Genomic DNA, 12,348 nt, shown 5'->3' on the forward strand with positions numbered 1-12,348 from the left:
ATCCCTGTCTTATTCATTCAATTCAAACATTATAAGACACCTGAAAGTGCTTTACAATCGGGGATTTTGATGGGTCTCACCTATCCGCCGCCACCTCCGAGAATTGATTTAATGTATGGATATACTTTCTGCTTAGCGACACAGCTTCTGCATAGCCGCCCTTCTGATAGGCTTTTGTCAGATCGCTGCCAACACCGACAGCAACTGCTCCTGCATTGAGCCATTCATTCATATTGTTCAGCGATATTCCACCGGTAGGCATGATGCGCACATTCGGCAGTGGACCATTAACCGAGCGGATAAAAGAAGGATCAAAAGCATTTGCCGGAAACAGCTTTAGCACGTCACACCCAGCTTCAAGCGCTTTTGCCATATCTCCAATGTTCATGCAGCCCGGCAGATATGGAACACTGTACCGGTTACAGAGTGCTGCAATTTCTTTCACGAAATGGGAACTGACAATAAACTGAGCTCCCGAGAGAATGGCATGGCGAGCTGTTTCTGAATCCATGACAGAGCCTGCTCCCAATAGAACATTCAACTGTCTTAGTTCCTTAAATACCTCTTCTACTTGAGGGGTCGTATAGGTAAGCTCAATAGCCCTAATTCCTCCCTCGATGGCCGCTTTAGACACTTGTACAGCTTCATGGCTATCTTTGCCGCGGATGACTGCAACGACCTGTGATTCCATCAGCTTCTGAAAAACTGAGTATTTTGGCAGCATCTTTTCTCCTCCTTTCGTCATTTAGCGTTCAACCACTGCTTCCTTGTTGATAAAAGAAAAAACTTCTTCCAATAGCGGCAAGCCTTCATTATCACCGGAAACCGTGGTGACAAGAGCTCCCACAGCATTGGCAAATTCCAGTCGTCTTTCCGGTTCAAATCCATGAAGAAGAGCGTACAAATATCCGGCATCAAATCCGTCCCCAGCCCCAACTGTATCGACAGGATTTACCGGGAATGCCTCCTGATGCAGCCATTGATGATTGGAATAAAGCGCCGAACCACGGGCTCCGTCCTTAATGACCAGCTGGCTGATGGAATAACGTTCAGCAAATGAGGTTAATTCCTCTTCCTTATCACTTCCGATAATGCTCTTGATCTCATCACGGCCTGTCAGCAAAATATCGATGTCTGGAAATAGCGTTTGATACGCCGCTCTTGCTTCATCTAGGCTCCACAGCTTTAACCGTATGTTCGGATCAAAGGAAATCAGTAATTCTTTTTCTTTGGCTATAGCGATCACCTTTTGGACAATATGCATATTTTTTTGGTGAATCGCCAGAAAGACACCTGTCAGGTGAACAACATCAATGTCTTCAAACATTTCCTCCTTTATATCATCAGGTTCAAGGGTTAAAACAGGTGATTGATGGCGGTAGTAAAAGGTTTTTCCTGAACCATCTTCACGGATTTCCTTTACATTTAAAGAAGTGGGATACCCTTCCACAAAGGCAACATCATCCACATCCACCCCTTCACCTTTGGCAAAGTTATAAATAACTCTTCCAAACTCATCCTTTCCGAGCCGGCTGATCCATTTTGAACGAAGATCCAGTCTGGCACAGCCGATGGCAAAGTTCAGTTCTGCCCCTCCTACTTTTCTTTCAAAGGTCGAAACAAATCGTAATGGTCCAGTGCTTGCTGGATTTAAGGTGATCATTGCGTCACCTAAAGTTAGGATTCCATAGTTCAATGACAAATTCATACCCCTTTCTTTTTCTAATTACGGCAAGAAGAGCTTGCTGTAAGGGTATTAAAAAATTACTAAATCGGTTTGGTAAACCGGTTTAGTAGAATTCTAAATGAAAACCCTTACAAATGCAATCATTATTTTTCTATCAACTTTTTAAACTTGAAATCAATAAAAAGAGACTTCCAGGAAGCCTCTTTTTGATCATATCTATTTCTTCTTCATAATCGCCATCGTACACCGGGAAACACAAACAAGCTTCCCTTCCTCATCCGTAATTCTGATGTCCCAGACCATGGACGTTCTGCCTTTATGCAACGGTGTGGCTGTAGCTGTAACGATCCCGTCCCTCTTGCCTCGCAGATGGTTGGCGTTGATCTCCATTCCGACTGCCATCTCCGTTTCCTCATCGATAAAATGATAGGTTCCGATACTGGCGATCGTTTCTGCCAGTGCGACAGACGCCCCGCCGTGCAGCAAACCAAACGGCTGATGGGTCGCTGAGTGCACCGGCATGGTGGCTACCGCTTGGTCGTCGGACAGTTCCACAATTTCAATTCCCAGTGCTCCCAGCATCGTATCTTTCAAATTTTTCATTTCCATACCAAACACACCCCTTATGTAAATTGACTATATTTTCAGAATAAATGACTGCAAGCTGGCAGACAAGCTATTTCACTTTTTCAGGAAATCGCTTACAATAAAGGCAACTAAGAATAAGGAGGAATTCAAATGAAAAACATGAGAACTCAAACACTCCAAACATATAAGGGTGGAACACGTTCTTAAATGTAAACGGCGTGCCCCCTAATGTGTGCCTAGCTAAAAACACAAAGGGGTAAATCATGCATTTTCCAATAAAAAAATTTCTCTCCTATTACAGACCGTATTTACGTTTGTTTCTTTCGGTATTGGCTTGTGCCTTTATCGCGTCCGCTGTGACTCTGATTCTTCCGCTGCTCGTTCGGTACATTACGAAGGATGTTCTCGAAGGAGACTTGTCCATTGCACTGAGTAAAGTGTACTGGATCGGCGGGCTGATGCTCTTTTTAGCCGCCATTCAGAATATCGGAAACTACTTTGTGGACTACAAGGGCCATGAAGTCGGCGGCCGGATGGAACGTGATATGCGCAGTGAGCTGTTCGCGCATATGCAAAAGCTTTCCTTCAGCTTTTACGATAAGGAAAAGACAGGCCAGCTCATGTCCCGCATAACGAACGACCTGCTGCTGCTTTCCGAGCTGTACCATCACGGTCCTGAGGACTACATGAAGTATCTCGTCCGTTTTCTTGGAGCCTTTGTGATCCTGTTTATGATCAATGCGCCATTAACGCTCGCCGTTTTCTGTTTCTTGCCGGTCATCGGTATCTTTTCTTTGGTTCTCAATAAAAAGCTTAACCGGTTATTTAAAAGAAACAAAGAGCGGATCGCAGACGTGAACGCACAGGTTGAGGATAGCCTTTCCGGAATCCGGGTCGTCAAATCGTTTGCCAATGAACATGTAGAAGTCAGGAAGTTCAACCAGGAAAATCAGCGGTTCTTCGAAAGCCGAAAGAGTACGTACAAAGCTGAGGCCATCTATTACGATGGCGTTGAGACGCTCATTCAGCTGATTACGATCACGGTAATCGTCTTCGGCAGTGCCAGTATCGTCCACCACACGCTGGATCTGGCGGATTTGATCACGTTTTTTCTCTATATCGGTTATATGGTCGAACCGATTCAAAAGCTGACCCATATGAGTACCCAGTTACAGGAAGGAATAACCGGCTTCCAGCGCTTTATGGAAATCATGAACTTACAACCGGCTATTGAAAGCAAGCCGGATGCCCTGACACTAACAAAGGTACATGGCGACATTGAGTTCAAGCACGTTTCTTTCCGTTACGAAGGCCATCTGGACCCTGTCTTCGTTAATCTGTCGCTTCATGTATGTCCGGGAGAATATGTTGCATTGGTCGGTCCCTCCGGCGCGGGAAAAACGACATTATGCTCGCTCATCCCCCGCTTTTATGATGTGACGGACGGCGATGTGCTGCTCGACGGATGGAGTGTCCGGGAACTTGACCTGAAGTCGTTACGTAATCAGATCGGTATCGTTCAGCAGGATGTATATCTCTTTGCGGGAACCGTGATGGATAATATCCGCTACGGCAGTCCAGAAGCGAGTGATGAGGAAATTATGGCGGCAGCCAAACATGCCAATGCCCATGACTTTATCATGAGTCTGCCCAACGGCTACCACTCCGAAATCGGACAGCGGGGTGTCATGCTTTCCGGAGGCCAAAAGCAGCGGCTAAGCATCGCTCGGGTATTCTTAAAGAACCCGCCCGTTCTCATTTTGGATGAGGCAACGAGTGCACTGGATAACGAGAGTGAGAGCATCATTAAAGACTCACTGGAATACTTGGCAAAAGGGCGCACAACGATTGTCATCGCCCACCGCCTTTCCACCATTCGCAATGCAGAGCGGATTATCGTCTTAACAGAGGATGGCATTGAGGAAGAAGGCACACACGAGGCGTTGCTTGCCCGCGGTGGCGCGTATGCGCACCTGTATTCCAAGCAGTTTGAATTACAAGCATAATTGAAAAATCGGCTCCCATCTCCGGGGCCGATTTTCTTTAGTTGATCTGTCCTAGGACAAGTTCTGAATGCTGGCATATACTATAGCATCCTAGGGGGGACAACAAAATGTTTAATTATCGATTGAGGGAACAGTTCCTTTTTGCCGCCAGTGACGAAACCGTTGCTTGTATGTTAAGTGCACTCGCTGACAAAGGCGGAAACATCACGGCTTTTGAACAGACACGTGCGGCAGGAAACCGGACATTCCTGAATACGGTGAGGCTGGTCATTGGAAATGATGAAGGTGAAAACAGCGATGATCTCCGCACCTTGAAAAAGATACTAAAAAAGCTTGGTGTATATTATAAGCAGAAAACCGTCATTCAGTTTATTTTCACACCAGACGTACCCGGCCAGTTTAGCGCTGTATATAATCTACTGTGGTGCAGGGTGACCATTAATGCTTTTTATATCGGAGAAGACAATACCTTATATATGGACGTGTCAAATATCGAGAAGGCACAGCGCATCTTATCCAATCCAAACAGTAAACCTTGCCATAAAAATACTGAATAAATAGAAAAGGGCTGTCCTGAAAGTTGAAAATTGACCTTCAGGCAGCTCCTTTGACGTGAAAAATCTTCAATGAAAAGTTGATTGGAGTGCAAGGTGCGAGACTCCTGCGGGACTAGCGTGACAGGTGAGACTCCCGCAGGCGCTTGCGCCAAGAGGCTCACCGCACGCCCCGCGGAAAGCGAGCAGCCTGGAGCGGAGATCAACAGCTACCAGACTTCTTGAACAGCCCCTTATTGCTCTTTACTCGTATTTCTGAAGTTCGTTTACCGTCACGAACTTGTAGCCTTTTTTGCTCAGAGCAGACAGTGTTTTATCAATCGACTCCAGCTCATTGCCGGTTTTGTCATACATCGGATGGAACAGAATGATCGAGCCCGGTTTTACATTTTTCGTAACATAACGAACCTTATCCGAAACAGACGTATAGTACGTATCTGGTTCGAGGCTCCACGTGATCGTATCCATGTGCAATTTATTAGTATAGTAAGGCAGTCCGATCAGCTTCTTACCGTTAGGCGGCCGGAAGTCGATCGTCCCTTCATAACCCGTCTGGCGGATCAGCGCATTCGTTTTCTTCAGTTCCTGCTTGATAAAGGAAGGCGACTTGAACACCATCCGCTTATGGGAATAGGTATGATTGCCGATCTGATGGCCAGCTTGTGCAAGCTTCTTCCCTTCCTCCATGTTCTTCCGAAGTTCGTTTCCAATCAGAAAAAAGGTCCCTTTGGCGTGGTATCGTTCCAGTACCGGCAACAGCTTATCCACCTTGTTTGTCGGACCGTCATCAAACGTGACAGCGACCGCTTTTTGCTTCGTTTCAACATGGCTTGTCAGCCCGCCGAACAACTGGAAATTGCGGGCGTTCATTAATTTATAGGTGCCGAATAATATAAAAATGATAACGAGAAGTACAGACACGGTGATTCCTATTCGTTTTTTCATGATAATCCTCTGTGTTTTTGCTTTTATTATAGCAAACTTCAAAAAAGACCTCTCAGGACCCTCTTTCCCGGTGATTGATATACCCTGGTGGAATTTTACTTGCGGTTCGACATCGTTTACTTGCGAAAGTTCATCCATTACTTGCAGTTCGACACCAATTACTTGCGGAAATGCTTCCGTTACTTGCGATTCGACAAGATTTACTTGCAAAACATGTCATTTTCAAAAAAAGAGTATCACCACAAAGCCAACAAACAAAGCACCCATCTGCTTCATCCAAACGGGTGCTTTTTGATTTGATAGTAAAGCTTTTCTGCTTTGTAATTGGCATCAAGCCGAGGTTTGAATATAATAAAGAAAAAGGACAGTAAGACAGAAAACTGCAACTCCAACATAATTAATAACGTTGGATTACACTCTCTATTTCTGGATATTTCTACCTGTTCTATTGATGGGGAATCTTTTTCATGAAATTAAAAAAAGTGACATGCGCTAACACCGCATGTCACTTCTTTTCATATAAGCTATCTAAATAGATTCGTCTTCGCCAGATCGATCAGATCGTCTCCCTTGCCGTTGAGCACGGTTTTGAGCATCCAGAGCGTAAATCCGTGCGCCTGTTCGAACTCGATTTTTGGCGGCAGAGCTAATTCCTGACGGTTGACGACCACATCAAGCAGCACGGGGCCATTATGTTTAAACGCTTGTTTAACGGCACCCTCCAGGTCACCCGGGTCTTCAACACGTATACCCTGGATCCCCATGCCTTCGGCGATTGCGGCATAGTTGGTTTGTCCAAGGCCCGTACCGGTTTCCAAGTATCCCGCCGCTTTCATTTCCAGCTCCACAAAAGCAAGTGCCTCATTGTTGAACACGACAACTTTTACCGGCAATTGATGCTGCTTGATGGTCAAAAGATCACCCATCAGCATCGAGAGCCCGCCATCCCCGGAAAGGGCAATGACTTGTTTATTTCTTTTTGAAACCTGGGCCCCTATCGCTTGAGGCATCGCATTGGCCATCGTGCCATGATTGAACGATCCCAACAGCCGGCGTTTTCCGTTCATCTCCAGATAACGCGCCGCCCATAAGGTTGGGCTTCCCACATCACAGGTAAAGATCGCATCCTCAGTTGCGAGGTCACTGACCACTTTTGTTAAATACTGCGGATGGATGGGTGCCTTCCCTTTTTTCCCGGTGGCCAGCTTGTCCAAATCCTTCCGTACTTTCGCATAGTCCTTCACATGCTTGTCCAGATGACTCGTGCTTTTCTTCACTTTTATTAATGGAAGCAGCGACTCCACCGTATGCTTCACATCCCCGCATAGCCCATACGTTAACGCAGCCCGGCGGCCAAGGTGCTCGGCCCGGATATCAACCTGTAAAATAACCGCTTTCTCCGGGAAGAACTGGCGGTACGGGAAATCTGTCCCGAGCATGAGCAGCACATCGCAGTCCATCATGGCATGATAACCGGACGAATAGCCGATGAGCCCCGTCAGTCCGACAGAGTAAGGATTGTCGTACTCCAGATGCTCCTTCCCTCTAAGCGCGATGACCATCGGTGATTTGAGCGCATCACAAAGAGCCATCACCTCGGTATGTGCTCCTTCACACCCCGCTCCGCACAACAGCGTTACTTTCTTTCCTTTATTCAAGTAATCAGCAAGCTTTTGCAGCTCGTTTTCTGATGGACGGATGACTGGCTCTGTCACGTGTATGACTTGTTCCGGCACAGTCTGTTCATCATGAAGAGAAGCCACATCGCCCGGCAATACAATCACTGAAACGCCTTTGCGGCCGATCGCATGCTGCATCGCCATCGTAACCATGCGCGGCATCTGCTCCGAACGAGTCAGTACCTCGCAATAATGGCTGCAATCCCTGAACAGCATCTCCGGACGGGTCTGCTGAAAGTATTCTCCGCCGAGCTCATTGCTTGGAATGTGCGCCGCAATGGCCAGCACCGGAATCCGATTTCGATGGCAGTCGTACAATCCATTGATCAGATGCAGGTTACCTGGACCGCTGCTTCCCGCACAGACGGCGATACTATTGCTTAAAATCGCATCCGAACCTGCAGCAAAGGCCGCTACCTCTTCATGGCGGACCGAGATCCATTCAATTTTTCCGGAACGGCGGATGGAATCCAGCACCGCGTTCAGTGAATCGCCCACAATCCCGTAGATCCGCTCAATTCCAGCATGTCTCAACGAATCGACCAGTAGATCAGCAACGGTTTTCTTCATTATGTAGTCTCCTTTTTAGTTATTGCCTCAACCCTCTTCCATATTATCCCTTGTGTTAGTTGGAATATTCGAAGGTTTGAGCGTAAAGCTTCCCTAAAAGAGGTCTACCCTGACGTTTGCTTAAGGAAACCTTCGTTAAGGTGTTCTATTGTGACAAATGACCGAGTAATAATGGATCATGCTATTCTGGAAAATGAATCTAAAATACCTGTTGTAATTTCAATGTAATCACTGTAACATAAATGTAACATATCAATGACCGACTAAAGTTCGCATTCTATCATTAATCAAAAAAAGAAAAGGAGTCTTTATGAAAAAATCAATTTTCCGCCTAACCATGGTTACCATTGCTATTGCCTTGATTGCTTCCGTATTTTTTGTGAATAGTGAAGCAAAGGCCGCATCCGTACTGACAGCTTTTGTAAATGTTAAAACATCGCTGAATGTCAGAAATGCTCCAAGTGAGAAAGCTACAATCATCGGCTCTTTAAAATCCGGCGCCACCGTATCCGTTTATTCAAAAACCAAATCCGGCTGGTCTGAAATCCGCTACAAAAGCAAGAAGGCTTATGTCTCTACCAAGTATCTTAAATTTTTCACGGGTGTAACGATCAGTAAGCATCAGTATAAAAATACAAAGGCTGTGTCCTATCCTCAAGTGAAGGGACTAAAAAGCAAAAAAGCTCAGGATAAAATCAACGCCGCTCTGCTGAGCCATGCGAAAGAATCGTATAATGAATATTTACAATTGCTGAAAGATGAAAAGGAAATTCAGGGAGATAAAATGTGCAAGGAATATCCTTTTTCCTGTGATTATGATTACTCATCCAGTTATTCCGTAAAATACAATGATGGCAAGCAGCTGAGTATCCTTTTTCAAGACTATGAATATACCGGCGGTGCACACGGAATGTCATCCCTCGAAGGGTATAACTTTACGATCAGCGACGGCAAAGAATTGAAACTGAACAACATTCTTACAAGTGATGCGAAATACAAGGCCGTACAAAAATATGCGTATAACTATATGAAAAAGCATAAAGATATTTTTTATGTAACCAGCCAAAGTGATGTGAACATAAAACGTGATGCCCAGTTTTATTTTAACTTTAACGGCATTACCTTAAAATTCGGGGAGTATTCTGTTGCCCCTTATGCAGCAGGAACTCCAACAGTAGACATACCCAGGTCTGTGTACAAATAAAAAATTCTTAGGAGAAGGGATATGCCCTTCTCCTTTTTTAATTTCTTTAGGTCCAGCAGGTGAGTCCTAAAGCTGATTGATTGTACTAGTGACTCATCAACAGTCTGGCCATAGGAAGCGAATCAGACTAATCACTATAATATAATTGATAATACTCCATGTTTGTCCATTGCGGTTCGTCAGATCACCGCATCCTATAATGTATCAACTATAAGGAGGTAAGCTATTGTCACCTCGAACAAATGATGTAGTCCTTATTGTGTTTGAAAGCGTTCCAAGAACGAGACGATTTCGAATTTCTGATTTTGCCATCATCGGCAGTGCAGGCCGATGTAAGGAGTTTCTAAAAATAGGGGAAGATGTAGTACATGCTGAAAGTTGTCTTTTAAGAAATAACTTTCGGGTCGTTTTTGAAAGTTCAAATATTCTGCTTTTCGTTCGTAATTAAACATGGCAGCTTTTACGGAAAGTGACTACGTCCCATTTATTTAGGCCAATCAAGAGAAATCTGTACAGTGGTAATATTATTTCTTTAACTACTGGTCGCGATTCTTTAATCAGAATCGCTTTTCTTCTTGAATTAAAGAATATCAACGGTCTGACTGATCGGCACAAGTATTGCAAATCACTGCTGGCCGTTATGGATGCTTCTCGTTCTTGAAACAGTTCGAATTTATGTACCTTTGATATAATGTTTGATAAGTTTAAACTTAGAGGTGACTTATGAACTATTCAGATGAAAAAATTACCGAAGGACATATTTTTTATAGTTTTAATGACGAAGATACTTATCTAGAAAATTTAATATCTTATATACTCTCTGGCTTAGAGAATCATCAAATTATTCTAGTTATTGAAAACATGAAAGTTCTTCCCAAATTAAAAGAGAAGCTTAACGTGTTATTAACCAAAGAAAAACTAACATATGTGCGAATGGTTAATAATTTTGATTATTACCTTTCAAACGGAGATTTTAATACAACTACAATAGTGAACCACTTTGAAAGTGATTTATCCGCTTTAAAGAATCGCAATTTACCTATTCGGACTTGGGCACATGTTGAATGGTATACCTCTGAACCGGATGCTGAGTTGCTCAACGATTTTGAAACAATCGCAGATGAATTTGTCTTACAGAAAAATACACTGTCGGTATGCGCATACCCTTCTGAACGTTTAACTTCTGAATTGAGCATTCTTTTAAGACAAGCACATAAATATTTTATGACAGATAACAATTTCTCGCTGTCCTCTTTGTATAATAGAACATCTTCTTAAAAAAACAGTATTGAATTTTAACTTAATTATGTTATTTGTGGCCTATTGCTAAAGGGGTTGCTGAGGCAACTCGAAAAAAAACGACGTGCCCACTCGCACATCGTCTTTACCATTAAATCAACAGCTGAAACAGTGTCTTGTCTTTATTCACTTCCTGATACGCAAAGCCCTTTCGGTTCATGCGCTGGATCAGCTCCGGATAATCCTCTTTATGCTTCAACTCGATGCCGACCAGCACCGGCCCGGTTTCTTTGTTATTTTTCTTCGTATATTCAAACCTGTTGATGTCATCTTCCGGTCCGAGCACTTCATCCAAAAACTCACGAAGCGCACCGGCACGCTGAGGAAAATGAACGATGAAATAATGCTGCAAACCCTCGTAGATCATGGAACGTTCCTTGATCTCCTGCATACGGCCAATATCATTGTTGCCGCCGCTCACGATACATACTACTGTTTTTCCCTTAATTTGATCGGCATACTCATCAAGAGCAGCGAGAGAAAGAGAGCCGGTCGGTTCAGCGACAATCGCGTTTTGATTGTACAGCGCCAGCAGCGTGGAACATACTTTTCCTTCTGGTACAACAACAATGTCATCCAGAATCTCCTGACAGATCTGGTACGTGATCGCCCCGACATTTTTTACAGCCGCGCCGTCGACGAACGGGTCGATGCGGTCGAGACATACATGTTTTCCCTGAAGCATGCATTCATTCATCGCCGGTGCACCCGCTGGTTCAGCACCGATCACCTTCGTTTGCGGAGAAACACTCTTCAAATACGTTCCGATTCCGGCAGCAAGTCCTCCGCCTCCGATCGGAACAAACACATAATCAATGTTCTCGTCGCAGTCGTTTAAAACCTCCACTGCCACAGTGCCTTGACCCGCGATCACATCCTCATTATCATATGGATGGATGAACGTCCGATTTTCGGCTTGGCTGCAAACGATCGCTTCTTCATACGCATCATCAAATGTATCCCCGACTAAAACGATCTCCACATGTTCTCCGCCAAAAAACTTCACCTGATTCACTTTTTGCTTTGGTGTTGTCGTAGGCATAAAGATCTTCCCTTTGCTTTTCAGCAGATGACAGGAATAAGCGACACCTTGTGCGTGGTTTCCTGCACTCGCACACGTGATGCCGTTCTCAAGTTCCTGCTGGCTCAGCTTTTTGATCCGATTGTACGCACCGCGGATCTTAAAGGAACGGACGACCTGCAAGTCCTCCCGTTTCAAATAGAGTTTACAGTCATACTGCGCGGACAAAAGCGGATTAAACTGCAGCGGCGTATGGAGGACCACATCTTTGATTCGTTGATTGGCGATCATGATGTCTTCGACGAGCACCGTTTTTTGCTGTTGCTGTACCTGTTCCATGTTCCTCTTCCTTCCTATAATCATTTTTTTAAAATGGCTGTTTTCGTAACCTTTGCTGCTCTTGGGAGTGGTTGATGAAGTTCATTACAAAAATGTTCCCAAAGCAACAATCTTTTAGAAAAGAGCCTTTTCAATAAAAAAAATCTCATTTTTTTACTCCAATAAAAAAACTCCTCCCATAATAGGGACGAGTCAGCTCGCGTTACCACCCTAGTTCCGAAGCAAAAAACTCCGGCACTTTAGTCAAAAAGACTTGTTAACGGACTACCCGACAAAGCTTACTCTCATTTCAGCTTTGTATCTCAGAGATGATTTTCAGATAATGTTTGTTCATCGGCTCTCACCACATCCGACTCTCTTTGGAACAAAAATATTATCCTACTGTTCTCGTCATCGACTTTCGTGTTAGATTTTAAAACTAAGATTAACAGCTTCAAAATGCCACGTCAACAAATT

General features: G+C 44.3%; 11 protein-coding genes and 1 other annotated feature. Of the genes, 5 read left to right on the top strand and 6 right to left on the bottom strand.

What is annotated here, in order from left to right; all coding sequences use genetic code 11:
* Nucleotides 1–76 precede the first annotated feature (76 nt).
* The 3 genes from M1K46_RS03085 to M1K46_RS03095 form a co-directional block, all read right to left on the bottom strand.
* Nucleotides 77–724: a bifunctional 2-keto-4-hydroxyglutarate aldolase/2-keto-3-deoxy-6-phosphogluconate aldolase gene (locus M1K46_RS03085; protein WP_256224834.1), complete on the bottom strand. Its 648-nt coding sequence runs from the start codon at nucleotides 722–724 to the stop codon at nucleotides 77–79.
* Nucleotides 725–745: 21 nt separating this feature from the next.
* Nucleotides 746–1,702 (bottom strand): sugar kinase, encoded by a 957-nt coding sequence (locus tag M1K46_RS03090; protein WP_256224835.1) that lies wholly within the window; start codon nucleotides 1,700–1,702, stop codon nucleotides 746–748.
* A gap of 201 nt (nucleotides 1,703–1,903) precedes the next feature.
* Complete coding sequence (locus tag M1K46_RS03095) at nucleotides 1,904–2,296, bottom strand: hotdog fold thioesterase (protein WP_256224836.1); 393 nt, start codon at nucleotides 2,294–2,296, stop codon at nucleotides 1,904–1,906.
* 242 nt (nucleotides 2,297–2,538) lie between these two features.
* Here M1K46_RS03095 and M1K46_RS03100 point away from each other — a divergent pair, with 242 nt between their 5' ends.
* Entirely contained in the window at nucleotides 2,539–4,281 is a 1,743-nt protein-coding gene (locus M1K46_RS03100) for an ABC transporter ATP-binding protein (RefSeq protein ID WP_256224837.1), read from the top strand.
* 107 nt (nucleotides 4,282–4,388) lie between these two features.
* Nucleotides 4,389–4,838 (top strand): hypothetical protein, encoded by a 450-nt coding sequence (locus M1K46_RS03105; protein ID WP_256224838.1) that lies wholly within the window; start codon nucleotides 4,389–4,391, stop codon nucleotides 4,836–4,838.
* 240 nt (nucleotides 4,839–5,078) lie between these two features.
* Here M1K46_RS03105 and M1K46_RS03110 read toward each other — a convergent pair whose 3' ends face one another.
* Nucleotides 5,079–5,780 (bottom strand): polysaccharide deacetylase family protein, encoded by a 702-nt coding sequence (locus M1K46_RS03110; protein WP_256224839.1) that lies wholly within the window; start codon nucleotides 5,778–5,780, stop codon nucleotides 5,079–5,081.
* A gap of 524 nt (nucleotides 5,781–6,304) precedes the next feature.
* Nucleotides 6,305–8,029 (bottom strand): ubiquinone-dependent pyruvate dehydrogenase, encoded by a 1,725-nt coding sequence (gene poxB, locus M1K46_RS03115; RefSeq protein WP_256224840.1) that lies wholly within the window; start codon nucleotides 8,027–8,029, stop codon nucleotides 6,305–6,307.
* Nucleotides 8,030–8,339: 310 nt separating this feature from the next.
* On the opposite strand from poxB, the gene M1K46_RS03120 reads away from it, so the two are divergent.
* From M1K46_RS03120 to M1K46_RS03130, 3 genes are all read left to right on the top strand, one after another.
* A complete protein-coding gene (locus M1K46_RS03120; RefSeq protein WP_256224841.1) occupies nucleotides 8,340–9,233 on the top strand; it encodes a PdaC/SigV domain-containing protein in 894 nt (297 codons plus the stop codon).
* 226 nt (nucleotides 9,234–9,459) lie between these two features.
* A complete protein-coding gene (locus M1K46_RS03125) occupies nucleotides 9,460–9,681 on the top strand; it encodes a hypothetical protein (protein ID WP_248254183.1) in 222 nt (73 codons plus the stop codon).
* A gap of 275 nt (nucleotides 9,682–9,956) precedes the next feature.
* On the top strand, nucleotides 9,957–10,511 hold the full coding sequence (locus tag M1K46_RS03130; RefSeq protein WP_256224842.1) for an MEDS domain-containing protein: 555 nt from the start codon (nucleotides 9,957–9,959) through the stop codon (nucleotides 10,509–10,511).
* A gap of 112 nt (nucleotides 10,512–10,623) precedes the next feature.
* Here M1K46_RS03130 and ilvA read toward each other — a convergent pair whose 3' ends face one another.
* Entirely contained in the window at nucleotides 10,624–11,892 is a 1,269-nt protein-coding gene (ilvA, locus tag M1K46_RS03135; RefSeq protein WP_256224843.1) for a threonine ammonia-lyase IlvA, read from the bottom strand.
* Nucleotides 11,893–12,072: 180 nt separating this feature from the next.
* Nucleotides 12,073–12,295 (bottom strand) — a binding site (T-box leader).
* Between the last annotated feature and the right edge of the window lie 53 nt (nucleotides 12,296–12,348).

This window comes from Fictibacillus sp. WQ 8-8, from assembly GCF_024494405.1.
Lineage (GTDB): Bacteria > Bacillota > Bacilli > Bacillales > Fictibacillaceae > Fictibacillus_C > Fictibacillus_C marinisediminis.